At 70.7% G+C, this 20786-nt stretch carries 14 protein-coding genes; 10 read left to right on the top strand and 4 right to left on the bottom strand.

Translation table 11 applies throughout. From position 1 onward, the window contains the following. Positions 1 to 305: 305 nt before the first annotated feature. From G3I77_RS24150 to G3I77_RS24120, 7 genes are all read left to right on the top strand, one after another. Complete coding sequence (locus G3I77_RS24150; RefSeq protein WP_248507094.1) at positions 306 to 1988, top strand: extracellular solute-binding protein; 1683 nt, start codon at positions 306 to 308, stop codon at positions 1986 to 1988. Between the two features lie 26 nt (positions 1989 to 2014). After that, complete coding sequence (locus G3I77_RS24145) at positions 2015 to 3052, top strand: ABC transporter permease subunit (RefSeq protein ID WP_248507091.1); 1038 nt, start codon at positions 2015 to 2017, stop codon at positions 3050 to 3052. Then, positions 3049 to 3996, top strand: a complete 948-nt coding sequence (locus G3I77_RS24140) for a carbohydrate ABC transporter permease (RefSeq protein WP_248507089.1) — start codon at positions 3049 to 3051, stop codon at positions 3994 to 3996. Before G3I77_RS24145 ends, G3I77_RS24140 begins: the two co-directional genes overlap by 4 nt. Before the next feature lie 128 nt (positions 3997 to 4124). Then, positions 4125 to 6329: a sialidase family protein gene (locus tag G3I77_RS24135; protein ID WP_248507086.1), complete on the top strand. Its 2205-nt coding sequence runs from the start codon at positions 4125 to 4127 to the stop codon at positions 6327 to 6329. After that, entirely contained in the window at positions 6329 to 8311 is a 1983-nt protein-coding gene (locus G3I77_RS24130) for a beta-galactosidase (RefSeq protein WP_248507083.1), read from the top strand. Before G3I77_RS24135 ends, G3I77_RS24130 begins: the two co-directional genes overlap by 1 nt. Beyond that, complete coding sequence (locus G3I77_RS24125; RefSeq protein WP_248507080.1) at positions 8308 to 10497, top strand: glycoside hydrolase N-terminal domain-containing protein; 2190 nt, start codon at positions 8308 to 8310, stop codon at positions 10495 to 10497. Before G3I77_RS24130 ends, G3I77_RS24125 begins: the two co-directional genes overlap by 4 nt. Positions 10498 to 10531: 34 nt before the next feature. After that, positions 10532 to 11245 (top strand): hypothetical protein, encoded by a 714-nt coding sequence (locus tag G3I77_RS24120; RefSeq protein WP_248507078.1) that lies wholly within the window; start codon positions 10532 to 10534, stop codon positions 11243 to 11245. 31 nt (positions 11246 to 11276) lie between these two features. Here the strand turns inward: G3I77_RS24120 and G3I77_RS40920 are convergent, their stop codons facing one another. From G3I77_RS40920 to G3I77_RS24105, 4 genes are all read right to left on the bottom strand, one after another. After that, positions 11277 to 11564, bottom strand: a complete 288-nt coding sequence (locus G3I77_RS40920; RefSeq protein WP_308311414.1) for a hypothetical protein — start codon at positions 11562 to 11564, stop codon at positions 11277 to 11279. A gap of 8 nt (positions 11565 to 11572) precedes the next feature. Continuing rightward, on the bottom strand, positions 11573 to 12463 hold the full coding sequence (locus G3I77_RS24115) for a sulfotransferase (RefSeq protein ID WP_308311413.1): 891 nt from the start codon (positions 12461 to 12463) through the stop codon (positions 11573 to 11575). Positions 12464 to 12572: 109 nt separating this feature from the next. Further along, complete coding sequence (locus G3I77_RS24110) at positions 12573 to 14615, bottom strand: TIM-barrel domain-containing protein (RefSeq protein ID WP_248507075.1); 2043 nt, start codon at positions 14613 to 14615, stop codon at positions 12573 to 12575. 99 nt (positions 14616 to 14714) lie between these two features. Then, a complete protein-coding gene (locus G3I77_RS24105) occupies positions 14715 to 15728 on the bottom strand; it encodes a LacI family DNA-binding transcriptional regulator (protein WP_248507072.1) in 1014 nt (337 codons plus the stop codon). A 347-nt stretch (positions 15729 to 16075) separates the two neighbouring features. Between G3I77_RS24105 and G3I77_RS24100 the strand changes: the two genes are divergently transcribed. From G3I77_RS24100 to G3I77_RS24090, 3 genes are all read left to right on the top strand, one after another. Continuing rightward, positions 16076 to 18016, top strand: coding sequence for an acyl-CoA dehydrogenase family protein (locus tag G3I77_RS24100; protein WP_248507070.1), 1941 nt, complete (start codon positions 16076 to 16078; stop codon positions 18014 to 18016). Positions 18017 to 18111: 95 nt separating this feature from the next. Next, a complete protein-coding gene (gene dxr / locus G3I77_RS24095) occupies positions 18112 to 19368 on the top strand; it encodes a 1-deoxy-D-xylulose-5-phosphate reductoisomerase (protein WP_248507067.1) in 1257 nt (418 codons plus the stop codon). 8 nt (positions 19369 to 19376) lie between these two features. Next, positions 19377 to 20669, top strand: coding sequence for an RIP metalloprotease (locus G3I77_RS24090; protein WP_248507351.1), 1293 nt, complete (start codon positions 19377 to 19379; stop codon positions 20667 to 20669). The last annotated feature ends 117 nt before the right edge of the window (positions 20670 to 20786 follow it).

Below are 20786 nucleotides of genomic sequence, written 5' to 3'. Positions count from 1 at the left end.
GGATCGGCGAGGCGCTTTCGAAGCGCTTCGATGCTGGATTGTCGACGGGCCGAGTGTCAAGGGACCAGCGCCGCCAGTTCAAGCAGTGCATGAGGAAAGGTCCCTTCCCGTACCGCCGAGGAAGTTTGGGGACGACCCTTGTGCGGCCTGGGGTGTTCACTTAACCTCACAGCAACATCGAAGCGCTTCGACTGGGAAACCCCTCATGGGTCGAAAGCTCGCTTCGGCTCAGCCAGTTCCACTCGAGACACCGCAGCCGACGGCCCTCCGCCGGGTGTCCTGGTGCGCCATGAAGGGTTGACGCAATGACGCCGAACGCCGCCTCCGCCTCCTCCGGACCGAGCCGGAGAAGCTTCCTCGCCTCCACGGCGGTCGCCACCGCGGCCGTGGCGGGCGGGATGCCGCTGCTCGCCGCGTGCGGCGGTTCGGACAGTGGCTCGAAGGACGGGACGACGTCCGGCAAGAGCGCCAAGAAGCTGCTGCCGGCCTACGTCGCGAGCAACGTGGTGACGCCGGACATCCCGTCCAAGCACGGCTCGGCCATGGGCTTCACCGGCAAGCTCGACCTGGCCGACCTCAAGACCTCGGTGCCGAAGAAGTTCGGCAAGGGCAGCTCGATCAAGATCATGTCGCCGTTCTGGGGCACGCCGCCGAAGGGCGACAACGCCTACTACAAGGCGATGAACGACCTGATCGGCGCCGACATCGCCTGGCAGAACCAGGACGGCAACACCTACGACGAGAAGCTGGGCGCGGTGCTGGCCTCCAGCGACGTGCCGGACGTGGTGGTCATCCCCAGCTGGAACATGGGCGGCAAGATACCCAGCGCCATCATCAGCAAGTTCGCCGACCTCGGGCCATACCTGTCCGGGGACGCGATCAAGAAGTACCCGAACCTCGCGGCCATCCCGAGCGGCGCCTGGCAGTACTCCATCTTCGGCGGCAAGCTGCGCGGCCTGCCCCAGCCGGCCCCCGCGGTCCCCGGCATCGTGCCCTTCTACCGCAAGGACATCTTCGACAAGGAGGGCTACGACCTCCCGAAGTCCGCGGACGAGTTCCTCACCCTCGCCAAGGAGATCACCCGGCCCAAGGCCAAGGTGTGGGCCTGCGACGACATGAAGTGGACCGCCTTCCACCTCTACGGGGTGCTCTCCGGCAGCGAGAAGCCGCTCGGCTGGAACCTGGCCGACGGCAAGGTGATCTACCGGGTCGAGACCGAGGAGTACCTCGAGGCCCTGGAGTGGACGCGCAAGCTCTACGCGGCGGGCGTGGTCCACCCCGACGCCAAGGCGGTCCGGGGCACCGCGGGTGACCGGTTCACCGCCGGCCAGGTGCTGATCTACAACCAGAACATCTCGGACTGGTGGGGCAAGATGGCCGAGCAGGCGGGCCAGAAGACCGACTTCCGCATTTCCGGCATGGACATCTTCGGCGCCGACGGAGGCGACCCCACGCTGTGGGCCGGCTCGCCCGCGGGCATCTTCGCCTTCGTCAACAAGAAGGCGTCCAAGGCCGTCGTCGAGGACATCCTGGCCGCCGCGAACGTCACCGCCGCCCCGTACGGCACCAAGGAGTACATGCTCACCAACTACGGGGTGGAGGGCACGCACTACACCGTCAAGGACGGCGTGCCCACCAAGAACGACAAGGGCAACCAGGAGGTCATCAACGCCTACGTGATGCTCGCCAGCCCCGCCCCGACCATCGCGCACCCGGACCTGCCGGACATCGCGAAGGAGCAGGTGGAGTGGCAGCAGCGGATGGGCGCCTTCACCAAGAAGTCCACCTTCTGGGGCATGCAGATCACCGAACCGGCGCGCTACACCAACCTCTCCAACGACTTCGAGCAGTTGGAGGACGACGTCGTCCGCGGCCGCAAGAAGATCAGTGATGTGCAGCAGGCCGTCTCCGAGTGGAAGAAGCAGGGCGGAGACAAGCTGCGGGACTGGTACCAGAAGCTGCACGACACCAACGGTTCGGCACAGTGACCCGGCGCTGAGGCAAGGAGGAATCCGTGTCCAACAGCACGGTGCCTCGCAGCAGGGCCGAGGCGGAGACCACCGATACGGCTTCCCGGGCAGCGAACGCCGAGGGGGAGCGGCCGGGGAAGAGGAAACTCCCCGGCAAGCTGAGCCTCCGGCTGCGGTTCCGCCGCGACCGCACGCTGATCCTGATGACCCTGCCGGCCGTCGCGCTGGTCCTGGTCTTCAACTACGTACCGATCCTGGGCAACGTCGTCGCCTTCCAGGAGTACGACCCCTACGTCAGCGACAACGGCTTCGTCGCGATGCTGGAGAGCCCCTGGGTCGGCATCGAGCAGTTCGAGCGGATCTTCGCGGACTCGGCGTTCTGGGACGCCGTCCGGAACACGCTCGTGCTGTTCGGTCTCCAGCTGGTGCTGTTCTTCCCCATCCCGATCGTGCTCGCGCTGCTCATCAACAGCGTGATCAGGCCCCGCGTCCGGGCGGTGTCACAGGCGATCCTCTACCTGCCGCACTTCTTCTCCTGGGTGCTGGTGATCACCATCTTCCAGCAGATCTTCGGCGGGGCGGGCATCATCGCGCAGACCCTGCGCCGGCACGGTTACGAGGGCTTCGACCTCATGACCGACCCCGGGATCTTCAAGTTCCTGGTGACGAGCGAGGGTGTCTGGAAGGACGCGGGCTGGGGCGTCATCGTGTTCCTCGCCGCACTCGCCTCCGTGAGTCCCGACCTGTACGAGGCGGCGGCCATGGACGGGGCCGGTCGCTGGCGCCGGATGTGGCACGTCACGCTGCCCGCGCTGCGGCCCGTGATCGCCCTGCTGCTGGTGCTGCGCGTCGGTGACGCGCTCACCGTCGGCTTCGAGCAGATCCTGCTCCAACGCGACGCGGTCGGACCGGGGGCGGCGGAGGTCCTCGACACCTATGTGTGGTGGAACGGTGTCCGCAACCAGGACTTCAGCTATGCGGCCGCGGCCGGCCTGATCAAGGGCCTGGTGAGCGTGGCGCTCGTCCTCGCCGCGAACAAGGTGGCCCACTTCATGGGCGAGCAGGGGGTGTACAAGAAGTGACCGCCGTCATCCACAAGGCCGTTGACGAGGCGGCGCGCGAACCCCGCTGGTGGGAGGCGCCGCCGAGGCCCGTCTGGGAGGACGAGCCCAGCAAGGCCGGGGTCGCGGGCAAGGGCATCGTCCTGGCCGCCGCCTGCCTGGCCGTCCTGTTCCCGCTGTGGATCGTCATCGTCACCAGCCTGTCCTCGAAACAGACCATCAACGCGGCCGGCGGACTGGTGGTGATCCCGAAGGGCATCACCTTCATCGCCTACCAGGAACTGCTGAGCGGCGGGCAGGTGACCCGGGCCGCCGTCGTCAGCGTGTGCGTCACGCTGGCCGGCACGGTGTTCTCCATGACGGTGTCGGTGCTGGCCGCCTACGGCCTGTCCCGCAGCGGGTCACTGGGGCACCGCTGGCTGCTGATGACGCTGCTCGCGACCATGTTCTTCGGGGCCGGGCTCATCCCGACGTATCTGCTGGTGCAGTCCCTGGGTCTGACCGACACGTATCTCGCGCTGATCCTGCCGAGTGCGGTGAGTGTCTTCAACATCCTCGTGCTGCGCGCGTTCTTCATGGGCATCGCGCCGGAGCTCATCGACAGTGCGCGCATCGACGGGGCGGGGGACTGGCGGATCCTCTGGCAGATCGTCATTCCGCTCTCGCGGGCCGTCATCGCGGTGATCACGCTGTTCTACGCGGTGGGCTACTGGAGCGCCTGGTTCAACGCGTCGATCTATCTCAGCGACCAGAGCATGATGCCGCTGCAGAACGTCATGATCCAGCTGGTGCAGAAGCAGGAAGCGCCGGTCGGGGTGAGTCAGGCGATCAAGACCGGGCAGATTTCCGGGCTGGCCATCCAGATGGCCGTCATGGTGATGGCGTTGCTGCCGGTGGCCGTGATCTCGCCCTTCGTCCAGAAGCACTTCAAGAAGGGCATGCTCACCGGGGCCGTCAAGGGCTGAGTGGCGCCCCCACGGTGGGGTGTTCCGGTTGTTCGGCGACCGCGGGCAGTTCGTGGCCGATAGCGCAGTTCCCCGCGCCCCTTCCGGGGCGCTTCCTCCCCCCCTTTCAGAACGACGAGGTATGTGTCATGCATGCGTCCAGCCTCACCAGACGTGCCGTTCTCGCCGGGACCGCGGTCGCCGCCGCGGCCGTGTCCCTGCCGCTGACCCAGGGGCGGGCACAAGCCGCCGCCGCTCCCGCGAAGGGCGGATACCGCTGGCGCAACGCCGTCCAGGGCGGCACAGGATTCATCACCGGCGTGCTGTTCCACCCCTCGGTCAAGGGGCTCGCCTACCTCCGCACCGACATCGGCGGTGCCTACCGGTGGGACGACCGGGCCGACCGGTGGATCCCGCTGACCGACCACCTCGGCTGGGACGACTGGAACCTGCTGGGCGTGGAGGCCATGGCCGTCGACCCGGCGCATCCGAACCGGGTGTACCTCGCCCTCGGTACCTACGCGCAGTCGTGGGCCGGCAACGGGGCCGTGCTGCGGTCTCAGGACCGCGGCGCGACCTGGAAGCGCGCCGACCTCAGCGTGAAGCTCGGCGCCAACGAGGACGGCCGGGGCTGCGGAGAGCGGATGCTCGTCGACCCGCGCGACAGCGACACCCTGTGGCTCGGCACCCGGCACGACGGGCTGCTCAAGTCCACCGACCGGGGCGCCAGTTGGCAGGCCGTGAATTTCCCGGCCACGCCGAGCGCCACCGGCCAGGGTGTCACGCTCCTGGTCGCCGCCGGCCGCAGCGTCTACGCCGGCTGGGGCGACTCCGACGGCACGGCCGGCAAGCCCAGCCTGTACCGCACGTGCGACGGCACCACCTGGGAGGCCGTCCCCGGGCAGCCCACCGGCACCGCCGCCAAGGTCCCGGTCCGGGCCGCGTACGACAAGCACACGCGCGAGCTGTACGTGACCTACGCCAACGCTCCCGGCCCCAACGGGCAGTCCGACGGCAGCGTGCACAAGGTGCGCATCAGCAGCGGCAAGTGGAGCGAGGTCACGCCGGTGAAGCCGGGCGGCACGACGGCCGACGGCTCCGCCGACTCCTTCGGCTACGGCGGTGTCGCCGTCGACGCCCGCCGGCCCGGCACGCTCGTCGTCTCGACGAACAACCGGTGGGCCGAGATCGACACCGTCTTCCGCTCCACCGACGGCGGCCGCACCTGGACGTCCCTGAAGGACAGGGCCGTCTTCGACGTCTCCGAGACGCCGTATCTCAAGTGGGGGAACGACAAGCCCAAGTTCGGCTGGTGGATCCAGGCCGTCGGCCTCGACCCGTACGACTCCCAGCACGTCGTCTACGGCACCGGCGCGACCCTCTACGGCACCCGCGACCTCAAGCGCTGGGCCCCGCAGATCCGCGGTGTGGAGGAGGCGTCCGTACGCCAGCTGATCTCGCCTCCGAGCGGTGAGGCGCACCTGCTCAGCGGGTCCGGGGACATCGGTGTGATGTACCACGAGCGGCTCACGGCGTCGCCCTCGCGCGGCATGGCGTCGAACCCGGTGTTCGGCAGCTCGACGGGGCTCTCGCTGGCCGCGGCCAAGCCGTCCTACGTGGTCCGGGCCGGCTGGGGCGACCACGGCAACGGTGCCTTCTCGAACGACGGCGGCAAGACCTGGGCCCCCTTCGAGGCCCAGCCGGACGTCGCCAAGTCCGTGCCCGGCCCGATCGCCGCCAACGCCGACGGCAGCGTGCTGCTGTGGTCCTTCGGCACGGCCGACCCGGGCTACCGCTCGGCGGACAACGGCGCCACCTGGTCCGAGGTCGCCTCCTTCCCCAAGGGAGCCGCCCCGGTGGCGGACCCCGTGGACCCGGCCCGCTTCTACGCCTTCGACACCACGACGGGCACGCTGCACGCCAGCACCGACGGCGGCCGGACCTTCACCGCGCGGGCCACCGGCCTGAGTTCGGGCGACACCGAGTTCCAGCTGGCCGCGGCGCCCGGGCGCTCCGGGGACCTGTGGCTGAGCCTCAAGTACCACGGGCTGTACCGCTCGACCGACGGCGGCGCGGCCTTCACCAAGGTCGCCAGCTGCTGGGCCTCGTACACGCTCGGCTTCGGCAGGGCCGCCCAGGGCGCCACCTACCCGGCGCTCTTCATGGTCGGCTCCACGGAGAGCATCACCGCCGTGTACCGCTCCGACGACGAGGCGAAGACCTGGACGCGGATCAACGACGACCGGCACCAGTGGGGCTGGATCGGCGCGACCATCACCGGCGACCCGCGCGTCCACGGCCGGGTCTACATCGCCACCAACGGACGCGGCGTGCAGTACGGGGAGCCCGCCTGATGCCGGAGCGAAAAGGGCCTGCCCTCAGCGATGCCACCCGGGGCCGTCTCCTCTTCGGCGGGGACTACAACCCGGAGCAGTGGCCCGAGGAGACCTGGCACGAGGACGTCCGGCTGATGAAGGCCGCCGGCGTCAACTCGGTCACCCTCGGCGTCTTCTCCTGGTCGACCCTCGAACCGGAGCCGGGAGCGCGGGAGTTCGGCTGGCTGGACACCCTGATGGATCTGATGCACGAGAGCGGTATCGGCGTCGTCCTCGCCACCCCGACCTCCTCGCCCCCGCCCTGGATGGGCCGGCTGCACCCCGACACCCTGCCCGTCACCGAGGACGGCCGCACCGAGTGGTGGGGCGGCCGGCAGCACTTCTCGCACTCCAGCGCCACCTACCGGCGTTACGCCGCCGCCATCACCGAGGACCTGGCCGCCCGCTACGGCGGCCACCCGGCCCTCACCATGTGGCACATCAACAACGAGTACTGCACCTCCGACTACGGCGACGAGGCCGCCGCCGCCTTCCGCCGCTGGCTGCGGCAGAAGTACGGCACGCTCGGCGCTCTCAACGAGGCCTGGGGCACCGCCTTCTGGAGCCAGGGCTACGACACCTGGGACGGCATCCTGCCGCCCCGCGTGCCGCACTACATGCGCAACCCCGGCCAGGTCCTGGACTTCCGCCGCTTCACCTCCGACATGCTCCTGGAGTGTTACACCGCCGAGCGGGACATCGTCCGGCGGCACACCCCGCACCTGCCGGTCACCAGCAACTTCATGCCGCTGTGGTTCGGGCAGGACGCGTGGCGCTGGGCCGAGGAGGAGGACGTCGTGTCCGTCGACCTCTACCCCGACCCGCGCGACCCGCTCGGCGCCCAGAACGGCGCCCTGGTGCAGGACATGACCCGCTCCCAGGCCCGGGGACCGTGGATGCTCATGGAGCAGGCCGCCGGGCCGGTCAACTGGCGGGGTGTGAACCACCCCAAGCCGCGCGGTCTCAACCGGCTCTGGTCCCTCCAGGCCGTGGCCCGCGGAGCCGACGCCGTCTGCTACTTCCAGTGGCGGCAGTCCCGGCAGGGCGCGGAGAAGTTCCACTCCGGCATGGTCAGCCACGCCGGGGCGGAAGGGCGGACGTACCAGGAGGTCAAGCGGCTCGGCGCCGACCTGGAGCGGATCGCCCCCGAGGTGACCGGCCGGCACCTCACCGCGAACGTCGCCGTCCTGCACGACTGGCACGCCTGGTGGGCCGGCGCCCAGGACGGCCGCCTGTCCAGCCGGGTGGAGTACCCGGACGTCCTGCGCGCTTGGCACCGGGCCCTGTGGCAGGCCCACCTCACCACCGACTTCGCCCACCCCGAGCACGACCTGACGCCGTACTCGCTGGTCGTCGTGCCGCAGCTGTACGCCCTCACCGACGCGGCGATCGACAACCTCCTCGCCTACGTACGACAGGGCGGCACCCTCGTCTGCGGCTTCCAGACCGGCGTCGCCGACGAGGACGACCGGGTCCGCCCCGGCGGCATGGACGCCCGGCTGCGGGCGCTCTTCGGCATCCGCACGCTGCACGAGTGGTGGCCGCTGGACGAGGGGGAGAGCGCCGCCTGCGAGGGCTTCCGGGGCACGCTGTGGTCCGAGGAACTGGAGGGGGACGGCACCGCCGAGGAGACCGTCCCGTACAAGGGCGGTGAACTCGACGGACTGCCCGCCGTCCTGCGCAAGGGCCGGGCCTGGTACGTCTCCACGCTCCCGGAGCCCGAGCCGCTGCGCGGCCTGCTGGCCTCCATCGCCACCGGCGCGGGGGTCCGGCCGGTGCTCGACGGCCTCCCCGAGCAGGTCGAGGCCGTACGCCGGGGCGAGGTGCTGTTCGTGCTCAACCACGGCCGCGTGCCGGTGACCGTCGAGGTGCCCGGCACCCACCACGACCTGCTGACCGGGACGGACGTCACCGACCGGGTCACCCTCGGCCGCTACGAGGCGGCGGTGCTGCGGTCATGACCGGCTCCGACCCCGTCCACGGCACCTGGGAGCCGCACCCGGCCGCCCGCTGGGAGGACGCCTTCCTCAGCGGCAACGGCCGGCACGGCGCCCTGGTGTTCGGCGATCCGCGCGCCGAGCGGGTCGTCGTCACGCATCACACCCTGGTGCGGCCGGGCGGCCGGGACCCGCGCCCCCCGCAGCTCGCCGGCGAGCTGCCGGGTCTCCAGGACCGCCTCCTGGCGGGCGACACGACCGCCGCCGAGGACTTCACGGACGGCCGCCCGCTCCAGTGGGTACAGCCCTTCCACCCCGCCTTCCAGGTCCGGCTGGGCCGGCCCGAGGACGGCGGCCACGACTACCGCCGGGAGGTCGACTTCGCGACCGGCGTCGTGCGCGCGGCCTGCGCCGGCTGGACCAGCCGCGTCTTCGTCTCACGCGCCGACGACGTGATCGTCCAGCACGTCAGCGGACCCGGCCTCACCCTGGACATCGACCTCGACCCCCGGCTGCCCGGCGCCCCCGCCGGACTGGGCATCGGCCACGGAGCCGTCCTCACACCCGAGGGCGCCCTGCTCAGCCTGCGCGCCCGCTACCCGGACAGTGACCGGGCCTGCACCGGCGTCACCCAGATCACCGTCACCGGGGGCACGACCACCCTCGTGCCGCCGGGCGTGCACCTCGAGGGCGCCCGGTCCGTGCTGCTCCTCACCCGGGTCCAGCGGCACACCGGCGAGGTCGACGTGGTCGCCGAGGGCCGTGCCCTGCGCGACCTGCCCGCCGACTACGACGAGCTCCTCGACCGCCATGCCGCCCTGCACCGCACCGCCTACGAGCGCGTCACCCTCGACCTCGCCGCCGACCCCGCCGAACGGGCCCTGCCGGGCTCGGAGCTGCTCAAGCAGCCGCGCAGCGCCGCCCTGCTGGAACGCCTCTTCGCCGCCGGCCGCTACCACCTGCTGTCCGCCGCCGGCCTCTTCCCGCCCCGCCTGACCGGGCTGTGGACCGGCGACTGGAACACCGCCTGGTCGGGCGCGTTCACCAACGACGCCAACCTCAACCTCCAGACCGCCTCGGCCGCTGCCGCCGCCCTCCCCGAGGTCACCGAGGCCCACGCGAACCTGGTCCACCGCCAGCTCCCCGACTGGCGCGACAACGCCCGCGCGATCTTCGGCACCCGGGGCGTCGTCGCCCCGGCCCACACCGACGGCGAGTCCGGCCACGCGTACCACTACAACCGCGAGTACCCGCTGCACCTGTGGACCGCCGGCGCCGACTGGCTGCTCAAGCCGCTCGTCGACCACGACGAGACCCACGGCACCCGCGCTCCGCGCACCGCCGCCGCACTCGCCGAAGCCGCCCTGTTCTACGAGGACTTCCTCACCAGGACGGACGAGAACGGACACCTGGTCGTCGTCCCGTCCTACTCACCCGAGAACCGCCCCGGCAACGCGAGTTGGGGCACGATCAACGCCGCCATGGACCTCTCCGCGGCCCGCCACGCCCTGCGCACGGCCGCCGCCTACCACCCGGGCCCCGACGCCGACCGCTGGAACGCCCTCGCCGACCGGCTCCCGCCGCACCGCGTCAACGAGGACGGAGCCCTGGCCGAATGGGCCTGGCCCGGCCTCACGGACTCCTACGACCACCGCCACCTCAGCCACCTGTACGGCGTCTGGCCGCTCGACGAGATCACCCCCTACGACACCCCCGAGCTCGCGGCCGCAGCGCACCGCGCCCTCGAACTGCGCGGCGCCGAGAACGACTCCGCACACGGCCATCTGCACCACGCCCTCATCGCGGCCCGGCTCCGGGACGCGGACCGCGTCGCCCACGCCCTCGGCCAGGTCCTGGACGGCGACTTCTTCCACGCCTCCCTGATGAGCGCCCACTACCCCGGCCGGGACGTCTACAACGCCGACGCCGCGCACACCCTGCCCGCCGTGCTGATCGAGATGCTCGTCCAGTCGACCCCCGACCGGCTGGTCCTGCTGCCCGCGCTGCCGAAGGCGTACCCCGACGGCTCCCTGCGCGGGGTGCGCACCCGGTTCGGGGCCGAGCTCGACCTCACCTGGACGCGGGAGGACGCCACCGTCGTCATCAGGCCCGGTCGCACCCACCGCGTCGAACTGCGGACTTCCTCCGGCCCGGAATCCCTCCACCTGGTCGCCGGAGAAGACCACGTCCTCACCTTGAGGGCGTGGTAGTTCCCCCCACCCCCCCACCCATGGAAGGGACACCATGGCATCACGCACGCTGAGCAGGGTCACCAAGGCCCTGCTGGCTCCCGCCCTGGCGCTCGGCGCCACCGTCGGACTCGCCTCCGCCCCCGCCTCCGCCGCCGTCTGGAACTCCTGCGACCAGTGGGGCCAGACGAACCTGAACGGCTACACGCTCTACAACAACATCTGGGGCGGCGGCGCCGGCAGCCAGTGCATCTGGGCCAACTCCGGCACCAACTGGGGCGTCTGGGCCAACCACCCCAACACCGGCGGCATCAAGTCCTACCCGAACCAGACGAAGGCGATCAACAAGTCGATCACCTCGCTGGGCTCGCTCTCCAGCAGCTACAACGTCAGCGTCCCGTCGTCCGGCGCGTACAACACGTCGTACGACATCTGGGACACGGACCACGACTACGAGATCATGCTCTGGGTCAACAAGACCGGAGCCGTCGGCCCGATCGGCTCCTCGCAGGGCAGCGTCAGCCTCGGCGGCCACTCCTGGAACGTCTTCAAGGGCACCAACGGCGCCAACGAGGTGTTCTCGTTCATCCGCACCTCCAACTCCAGCTCCGGCACCGTGAACATCCTGCCGATCCTCAAGTGGATCAAGGACACCAAGGGCTGGATGGGCAACGAGACCATCGGTGACGTGCAGTTCGGCTACGAGGTCACCTCGTCGTCCGGCGGGCTGAACTTCACCACCAACAACCTGACGGTCAGCAGCAGCTGATCCGTCGCGGGGGCCGGGGCCGGCCGTGCCGTCAGGCGCGGTCGACCTCGGCCCGCAGCGCGTTGTATCCGGCGAAGGCCGACTCGACCGCGTCGCGGGTCAGGCCGTAGCGGGACAGGTCGTAGGTGTGCCTACGGGCGCCCTTGGGGCGGGCGACGGCCGCGGGGAGCCGGGCCGCGTCGGCCTCGGTCCACCGGGCTCCGACGGCGGCGTAGAGCTTCGGGGCGCCGGTCGCGGGCTCGGAGCCGAGCCAGGAGTACGGGGCGTCCACCAGTTGCTGCGCGGGGATGGCGGCCCGGGCCGCGAGACCGCGCGTCATGGCCCGGCTCAGCAGGTCCAGCAGGTGGCGCCGATGCCGGTGAGGTCGACGGGGCGGGTGCTGACGGCCATGCCGTGCTCGATCAGGGAGCAGAAGGACGCCACGACGGTGACCGGGTCACGGTGGCACCACACGATCGTCGCGTCGGGGAAGACCGTGCGCAGCGCGTCCAGGTTCTCCAGGTGCATGGGGGACTTCAGCATCCAGCGCCGCCGCGGACGGCCGTACTGGAGCACCTGGTAGACCTGCTTGAGGTGCCGGTAGTCGGCCGTGAAGTCCCGTGCGCAGTGCCACTCCCGGTACTCGGGGATACGGGCCTGGGAGAACGGCATCAGGGCGTGCGGCAGTGCGAACGTGCACTCCTCGGGGCCCTCGGCGGCCATCGCGTGGATGTCGCGGAAGCGCGGCGCGAACAGGTCCGTGCCCTGCACCATCCGGCGTCCGGCCGTGACGGCCTTGCGCCGCTGCCGGGGCGGCAACTCCAGGTCGGGCGCGAGCAGTTCCCACAGCAGCGGAGACCGGTGCTCGTCCGAGACCGCCAGCACGGAGTGCGTGACGGTGGTCGCGGTGCGGGGCAGCCCCACGACGAACACCGGCTTGTCGATGGGCTCCTGCTCGATCTCCGGGTGCTCGGCGATCAGCCGCCGCACCCGCGCCCGGTTGGTGAGATGCCGCCGGACGTGGCTCTGCGCGGCCTGCCAGCCGACCGGGGTGAGGTGCTCGGCCTTGGCCCACCAGCCCAGCAGGGCCCGGAAGTCGTCGACGAACTGCCGGTCTCCCGGCGCTTCCCCGGCCTCCACCACGATGCGGTCGAAGATCCGGCCGGGGTCCCTGCGGGAGCCGAAGGCGGGCCGCAGCGCCAGGTTGGCGAGGGTGAGGGCGAGCGGAGACGAGGACACGCGGGAAACCTACCCCCTGGAACGTGCCTGCGGTGGACGGAAGTTGGCCGAACGGCGAAAGGGGATGGCCGGAAGACCTCCATCGATCCGGCCATCCCCTCCGGCACGGCTACTCCGTTACAGGCAGCCGTGCCCCGTCCCGCAGGAAGAGCGGGATGCGGTCCAGCGGGGCGTCGACCGTCACGGCCCGGCCGCCCTCGTAGGTCTCACCCGTCCACGCGTCCGTCCAGGACGCCCCCGCCGGCAGATACGCCGTACGGGCGGTGGCGCCGGCCGTCAGCACCGGCGCGACCAGCAGATCCGGGCCGAACAGGTACGAGTCGTCGACCGACCAGGCCGCCTGGTCGTCCGGGAACTCCAGGAAGAGCGGCCGCATCACCGGCAGACCCTCCTCGTGGGCCGCCCGCATCACGTCCAGCACGTACGGCTTCAGCCGCTCGCGCAGCCGCAGGTACTTCTCCAGGACGGCCCCGGCCTCCTCGCCGTACGACCACACCTCGTTCGGGCCGCCGGTCATCTCCGGGCCCAGCGGCATGCCCGGGTCGCGGAAGCCGTGCAGCCGCATCAGCGGGGACAGCGCGCCGAACTGGAACCAGCGGACCATCACCTCCCGGTACGCCGGGTCGTCCGGGTCGCCGCCGTGGAAGCCGCCGATGTCGGTGTTCCACCACGGGATGCCCGACAGGGCCGTGTTGAGGCCGGCCGCGATCTGGCGGCGAAGGGTCGGGAAGTCCGTGCCGATGTCACCGGACCACAGGGCGGCGCCGTAGCGCTGACTGCCCGCCCACGCGGAGCGGTTGAGGGTGACGATCTCCTCCTCGCCGGTGGCCGCCAGCCCCTCGTAGAACGTGCGGGCGTTCTCCGCCGGGTAGGCGTTGCCGACCTCCAGGCCCGGGCCCGCCCAGTAGCGCAGGTTCTCCTGGAAGCCCGGCTTCAGCTCCGGCTCGCAGGCGTCCAGCCAGAACGCCGTGATGCCGTACGGGTCGAGGTAGTTCTCCTTCACCTTCTGCCACACGAACGCACGGGCGTCCGGGTTGGTGGCGTCGTAGAAGGCGACCTGGACCGTGGAGGCGACCTCCTTGTCGGGCCAGTCGGCGTGCGCCATCGGCCCGTACTGGGTGCCGATGAACCAGCCGCGCTGCTCCAGCACCGGGTGGTTCTCGCTCAGCGGCGACACCGACGGCCAGACGCTCACCACCAGCTTGATGCCGAGCTCCTCCAGCTCGCGCACCATCGCCGCCGGGTCGGGCCACTCCTTCGGGTCGAACCTCCAGTCGCCGAGATGCGTCCAGTGGAAGAAGTCGCAGACGATCGCCGAGATGGGCAGTCCCCGCCGCTTGTACTCCCGGGCCACCGCCATCAGTTCGTCCTGGGTGCGGTAGCGCAGCTTGCACTGCCAGAAGCCCGCCGCCCACTCCGGCAGCATCGGGCTGCGGCCGGTCACCGCGCTGTAGCGGCGCTGGGCGGCGGCCGGGTCGCCCGCGGTGATCCAGTAGTCGATCTGCCGGGCCGAGTCGGCGACCCACCGGGTGCCGTTGTGCGCCAGTTCCACGCGGCCGATCGCCGGGTTGTTCCACAGCAGGGTGTAGCCCCGGCTGGAGGTGAGCACCGGGATGCCGACCTCGGCGTTGCGCTGGACCAGGTCCAGCACCAGGCCCTTCTGGTCCAGGCGCCCGTGCTGGTGCTGGCCGAGGCCGTACAGCTTCTCGTCGTCGTAGGCGGCGAAGCGCTGCTCCAGGCGGTGGTGGCCGTTGCCGACGGCCGTGTAGAGGCGGGAGCCGGGCCACCAGAAGTGCGCGCGGTCCTCGGCGAGGATCTCGGCGGAGTCCTCTGTCCGCAGGAAGCGGATCAGGCCCTCGGCGCTCACCTCGACGGTGAGCGCGCCGACGGTCAGCAGTCCTGTGCCGTCCTCGATCTTCACCGTGGCCGGCGTCGCGGGAGCCTCGTCGAGCAGGGCGCCCGGAAGCCCTTCGAGGACCGGACCGCCGAGCCGGGCACGCACCCGGACCGCGTCCGGACCCCACGGCTCGACCCGGAGGGTCTCCTGGCGGCCGCTCCACTCCAGCGCACCGTCCCGCTCGCGGAACGTGCCGACGGTCGGGGAGGACTGCGCCAGGCTCACCTGGGGCTGGGTTTCAGCAGGCTGATTCACGCGTGCTCCTGAGCTCCTGGAGGAGTGCGGACAGAGGTGTGCGGACATGGGGGTGCCCTGAGAGGAGGGCGGTGTTCGGACAGGCGGGGAGAGGGGGGCCTACGACCGGCTCGGCGCCGGCCCCGTGCTGCCCCGTACGGTCAGCTCGGGCGCGATCAGCACGACCTGGTCGCTGCCGCGCCCCTCCAGCTTGGCGACCAGGTGGTCCACGGCGTGCCGGCCCATCTCCTGCGCGGGGATGGCGACCGACGTGAGCCGCACCGAGGCCTGCATCGCGACCTGGTCGGGGCAGATCGCGACCACCGACATGTCCTCCGGCACGGCACGGCCCTGCTGCCGCAGCAGCGCGAGCAGCGGCTCGACCGCCGACTCGTTCTGCACGATGAGGCCCGAGGTGTCCGGACGCTCGTCGAGGATCCGGGCGAGCGTCACCGCCATCGCGTCGTACCCGCCCTCGCACGGCCGGTGCAGCAGCCGCACACCCAGCTCCCGGGAACGGGACCTGAGTCCGTCCAGGGTGCGTTCGGCGAAGCCCGTGTGCCGCTCGTAGACGGCCGGGGCCTCCCCGATGACAGCGATGTCCTGGTGCCCCTGCTTGGCCAGGTGCTCCACGCACAGCGCGCCCGTCGCCCGGAAGTCCAGATCGACGCAGGTCAGCCCCGAGGTGTCGGCGGGCAGTCCGATCAGTACGGACGGCTGGTCCGTCGCGCGCAGCAGCGGGAGCCGCTCGTCGTCGAGTTCGACGTCCATCAGGATCATCCCGTCGGCGAGCCCGCTGCCCGCCACGCGTCGCACCGCGTCGGGACCCTCCTCGCCGGTGAGCAGCAGCACGTCGTACCCGTACGCGCGCGCGGAGGTCGCCACGGCGATGGCGATCTCCATCATCACGGGCACGTACATGTCCGTGCGCAGCGGGACCATCAGCGCGATGATGTTCGACTTGCTGCTGGCCAGGGCGCGGGCCCCGGCGTTCGGGTGGTACCCGAGCTCGCGGATGCTCCGCTCGACCCGCTGCCGGGTGTTCGCGGAGATGGACCGCTTGCCGCTGAGGACATAGCTCACCGTGCTCGCCGAGACTCCGGCGTGCTGGGCGACCTCGGCGAGGGTGACCATCCAGCTCTCCAAGCTTTTGTGAAGCGCTTCGACAGTGCGCGTTGCTGATAAGGGTGGGTGAGGGTGATTCGACAGTAGCCCCAGCAGGAGTGGGTGTCCATAGGTTGTCGAAGCGCTTCGATACCGATTTCGCGGAGCGCTCTCAGCGCGGAGTCGTCTCCGGGGTGACACCTCGATGCAACACCGTCCTCAGGCGCGCGACAAGTGCCGGGCGGGCTCATCCCCCTTCGGCCGAACGGACGCGCGAGGACTGGTGGGAGCGTCCGGATTCGGGTACCAACGATCCAGTAGCACTGGTCGGTAACGAAACGGTCCTCAAACTCCCTAGTTGCGGCGAGGTGCCCCTCATGTCCGCTTCCAGCACCCCCTCTTCCCGTCCCGCCGTCACCGAGCGGGAGGCCCGTGAGGTGGCGGAGGCCGCCCGGGAACAGCATTGGCGCAAGCCCAGCTTCGCCAAGGAGCTGTTCCTCGGCCGCTTCCGGCTCGACCTCATCCACCCCCACCCCCTCCCGGACGACGAGGTGGCCCAGCGCGGCGAGGAGTTCCTCGCCAAGCTCCGCGACTTCGTCGAGACGAAGATCGACGGGGCCCTCATCGAGCGCGAGGCCCGGATCCCCGACGAGGTGATCGACGGGCTGAAGGAGCTCGGCGCCTTCGGCATGAAGATCGACACCAAGTACGGCGGGCTCGGCCTCGGGCAGGTGTACTACAACAAGGCGCTCTCCCTGGCCGGCTCCGCCAGCCCCGCGATCGGCGTGCTGCTCTCCGCACACCAGTCGATCGGCGTGCCGCAGCCCCTGAAGCTGTTCGGCACCCAGGAGCAGCGGGAGCGCTTCCTGCCGCGCTGCGCCCGCACGGACATCAGCGCCTTCCTGCTCACCGAGCCCGACGTCGGCTCCGACCCGGCCCGCCTCGCCACCACCGCCGTGCCCGACGGCGACGACTACGTCCTCGACGGCGTGAAGCTGTGGACCACCAACGGCGTCGTCGCCGATCTGCTGGTCGTCATGGCCCGGGTCCCCAAGAGCGAGTGTCACCGCGGCGGCATCACCGCCTTCGTCGTGGAGACGAACTCGCCCGGCGTCACCGTCGAGAACCGCAACGCCTTCATGGGTCTGCGCGGCATCGAGAACGGCGTCACCCGCTTCCACCAGGTCCGCGTCCCCGCCGCCAACCGCGTCGGCGCGGAGGGCCAGGGCCTGAAGATCGCCCTGACCACCCTCAACACCGGGCGGCTCTCCCTGCCGGCCTCCTGTGTCGCGGCCGGCAAGTGGTGCCTGAAGATCGCCCGCGAGTGGTCGGCGGCCCGCGAGCAGTGGGGCAAACCCGTCGCGCACCACGAGGCGGTCGGCTCCAAGATCTCCTTCATCGCGGCCACCACCTTCGCCCTGGAGGCCGTGACGGACCTGGCCTCGCAGATGGCCGACGAGGACCGCAACGACATCCGCATCGAAGGCGCCCTCGCCAAGCTGTACGCCTCCGAGATGGCCTGGACGATGGCCGACGAACTCGTCCAGATCCGCGGCGGACGCGGCTTCGAGACAGCCGACTCCCTCCGGGCCCGCGGCGAGCGCGGCGTGCCCGCCGAGCAGCTCCTGCGCGACCTGCGCATCAACCGCATCTTCGAGGGCTCCACCGAGATCATGCACCTGCTGATCGCGCGCGAGGCCGTCGACGCCCACCTCTCCGTCGCCGGCGACCTCATCGACCCCGAGAAGTCCCTCGGCGACAAGGCTAAGGCGGGCGCGAACGCGGGCGCCTTCTACGCCAAGTGGCTCCCCAAGCTGGTCGCGGGCCCGGGCCAGCTCCCCACCTCCTACGGCGAGTTCAAACGCGACGTGGACCTCTCCGGCCACCTGCGCTACGTCGAGCGCACCGCCCGCAAACTCGCCCGCTCCACCTTCTACGCGATGTCCCGCTGGCAGGGCCGCATGGAGTCCAAGCAGGGCTTCCTCGGCCGGATCGTCGACATCGGCGCAGAACTGTTCGCCATGAGCGCGTCCTGCGTCCGTGCCGAACTCCTGCGCAGCCAGGGCGACCACGGCCGCGAGGCCTACCAGCTCGCCGACGTCTTCTGCCGCCAGTCCCGCATCCGGATCGAGGAGCTCTTCACCCGGCTGTGGACCAACACCGACGACCTCGACCGCAAGGTCGTCAAGGGCGTCCTGTCGGGCACGTACGAGTGGCTGGAGCAGGGCATCGTCGACCCGTCGGACGACGGCCCGTGGATCGCGGACGCGACCCCGGGACCGTCACAGAAGGAGAACGTCCACCGGCCGATCCGGTAGATCCGACCTTCACGGGGCGTGCGCAGATGTGGCGCGCGCCCCCGCGAAGGGGATGCGCTGTCCTCACACACGGCCCTTACGGCAACAATGGAGCAATGAGCGACAGTCCAGCCCCCCTCGCCGATCCGCACCTGGTCTACGACCCCGTAGCGGGCGACGGCCCGAAGGACGTGGTGATCCTCGGCTCCACCGGGTCCATCGGCACCCAGGCCATCGACCTCGTGCTGCGTAACCCCGACCGGTTCCGGGTCACCGGCCTCTCCGCCAACGGCGGCCGGGTCGCCCTCCTCGCCGAGCAGGCGTACCGGCTGCGGGTGCGGACGGTCGCCGTGGCCCGCGAGGACGTCGTACCGGCCCTGCGCGAGGCGCTCACCGCGCAGTACGGCACGAGCGAGCCGCTACCCGAGCTCCTCGCCGGCCCGGACGCGGCCACCCAGCTGGCGGCATCCGACTGCCACACCGTCCTGAACGGCATCACCGGCTCCATCGGGCTCGCCCCGACCCTGGCCGCCCTGGAGGCGGGCCGCACCCTCGCGCTCGCCAACAAGGAGTCGCTCATCGTGGGCGGCCCGCTGGTCAAGGCCCTCGCCAAGCCCGGGCAGATCATCCCGGTCGACTCCGAGCACGCCGCCCTCTTCCAGGCCCTGGCCGCGGGCACCCGGGCCGACGTCCGCAAGCTGGTCGTCACCGCGTCCGGCGGCCCGTTCCGCGGCCGTACGAAGGCCGAGCTCGCGAGCGTCACCGTCGAGGACGCCCTCGCCCACCCCACCTGGGCCATGGGCCCGGTCATCACGATCAACTCCGCGACCCTCGTCAACAAGGGCCTGGAGGTCATCGAGGCGCACCTCCTCTACGACATTCCCTTCGACCGCATTGAGGTGGTCGTGCATCCCCAGTCGTATGTCCACTCGATGGTTGAGTTCACGGATGGATCGACACTGGCCCAGGCGACCCCGCCCGACATGCGCGGGCCCATCGCCATCGGCCTCGGCTGGCCCGAGCGCGTCCCCGACGCGGCCCCCACCTTCGACTGGAGCAAGGCCTCGACCTGGGAGTTCTTCCCGCTCGACACCGAGGCCTTCCCGTCGGTGAACCTCGCCCGGCACGTGGGCGAGCTCGCGGGCACCGCCCCGGCGGTGTTCAATGCGGCCAACGAGGAGTGCGTGGAGGCGTTCCGCCAGGGCGCACTGCCCTTCAACGGGATCATGGACACCGTCACCCGGGTCGTCGAGGAACACGGCACCCCGCGTACGGGAACCTCACTCACCGTGTCGGACGTCCTCGAAGCGGAGACCTGGGCGCGGACCCGGGCCCGGGAACTGGCGGCACAGACGGCGGAGGCCCGTGCATGACGACCCTGATGTTCATCCTCGGCATAGTCCTCTTCGCGGTCGGCCTGCTGTTCTCGATCGCGTGGCACGAGCTGGGGCACCTGTCCACCGCCAAGCTCTTCGGCATCCGCGTGCCGCAGTACATGGTCGGCTTCGGCCCCACCCTCTTCTCGCGCAACAGGGGCGAGACGGAGTACGGCATCAAGGCCATCCCGTTCGGCGGCTACATCCGCATGATCGGCATGTTCCCGCCCGGCCCCGACGGCCGGATGGAAGCCCGCTCCACCTCCCCGTGGCGCGGCATGATCGAGGACGCCCGCACCGCCGCCTACGAGGAGCTGAAGCCGGGCGACGAGAACCGCATGTTCTACACGCGCGCCCCCTGGAAGCGCGTGATCGTCATGTTCGCGGGCCCCTTCATGAACCTGGTCCTCGCGGTGGCGCTGTTCCTCACCGTCCTGATGGGCTTCGGCATCACCCAGCAGACCACCACGGTCAGCTCGGTCTCCCAGTGCGTCATCGCGCAGAACGAGAACCGCGACAAGTGCCAGAAGGGCGACCCGGCCGCCCCCGCCGCCGCGGCGGGCCTCAAGGCGGGAGACAAGATCGTCTCCTTCAACGGGGTGAAGACCGACGACTGGAACAAGCTGTCCGACCTGATTCGCGCCACCCCCGGCAAGGAGGTGCCGATCGTCGTCGAGCGGGGCGGCCAGGACGTCACCCTGCAGGCGAAGATCGCCACCAACCAGGTCGCCAAGAAGGACTCCGGCGGCCAGATCGTCGAGGGCCAGTACGTCCAGGCGGGCTTCCTCGGCTTCAGCGCCGCCACCGGCGTCGTCAAGCAGGACTTCGGCGAGTCCGTGACCTGGATGGGCGACCGGATCGTCGACGCCGTCGACGCCCTGGCAGCGCTCCCCGGCAAGATCCCGGCCCTGTGGAACGCGGCCTTCGACGGTGCCGAGCGCGAGGCCGACTCCCCGATGGGCGTGGTCGGCGCGGCCCGCGTCGGCGGCGAGATCTTCACGCTCGACATCCCGCCCACCCAGCAGCTGGCCATGGCCCTCATGCTGGTCGCCGGCTTCAACCTCTCCCTGTTCCTGTTCAACATGCTCCCGCTGCTGCCGCTCGACGGCGGCCACATCGCGGGAGCCCTGTGGGAGTCGCTGCGCCGCAACACGGCCAAGGTGCTGCGCCGGCCGGACCCGGGCCCCTTCGACGTGGCGAAGCTCATGCCGGTCGCCTACGTCGTCGCCGGGATCTTCATCTGCTTCACGATCCTGGTCCTGATCGCGGACGTGGTTAACCCGGTGAGAATCTCCTAGTCATACGGCGTTCGTGGCGGCCCGGCATGCTTTTCGCCGGGCCGCCTCCCATGGGGTGGCACAGCGGGTGGGATGTGCTCGCCCCGAGGCATGTGCCGTAATCTCGAAGCTCGGAGC

Source organism: Streptomyces sp. D2-8 (assembly GCF_023184515.1).
Lineage (GTDB): Bacteria > Actinomycetota > Actinomycetes > Streptomycetales > Streptomycetaceae > Streptomyces.
The sequence above is the reverse complement of the archived record's forward strand: the minus strand, read 5'-3'. Positions and strand labels throughout refer to the sequence as shown.

Excerpts from the sequence above, each read along its gene's own strand:
- G3I77_RS24150 (WP_248507094.1), top strand. The coding sequence starts at position 306 with ATGACGCCGAACGCCGCCTCCGCCTCCTCCGGACCGAGCCGGAGAAGC.
- G3I77_RS24135 (WP_248507086.1), top strand. The coding sequence starts at position 4,125 with ATGCATGCGTCCAGCCTCACCAGACGTGCCGTTCTCGCCGGGACCGCG.
- G3I77_RS24130 (WP_248507083.1), top strand. The coding sequence starts at position 6,329 with ATGCCGGAGCGAAAAGGGCCTGCCCTCAGCGATGCCACCCGGGGCCGT.
- G3I77_RS24125 (WP_248507080.1), top strand. The coding sequence starts at position 8,308 with ATGACCGGCTCCGACCCCGTCCACGGCACCTGGGAGCCGCACCCGGCC.
- G3I77_RS24120 (WP_248507078.1), top strand. The coding sequence starts at position 10,532 with ATGGCATCACGCACGCTGAGCAGGGTCACCAAGGCCCTGCTGGCTCCC.
- G3I77_RS40920 (WP_308311414.1), bottom strand. The coding sequence starts at position 11,564 with ATGACGCGCGGTCTCGCGGCCCGGGCCGCCATCCCCGCGCAGCAACTG.
- G3I77_RS24105 (WP_248507072.1), bottom strand. The coding sequence starts at position 15,728 with ATGGTCACCCTCGCCGAGGTCGCCCAGCACGCCGGAGTCTCGGCGAGC.
- G3I77_RS24100 (WP_248507070.1), top strand. The coding sequence starts at position 16,076 with ATGTCCGCTTCCAGCACCCCCTCTTCCCGTCCCGCCGTCACCGAGCGG.
- dxr (WP_248507067.1), top strand. The coding sequence starts at position 18,112 with ATGAGCGACAGTCCAGCCCCCCTCGCCGATCCGCACCTGGTCTACGAC.
- G3I77_RS24090 (WP_248507351.1), top strand. The coding sequence starts at position 19,377 with ATGTTCATCCTCGGCATAGTCCTCTTCGCGGTCGGCCTGCTGTTCTCG.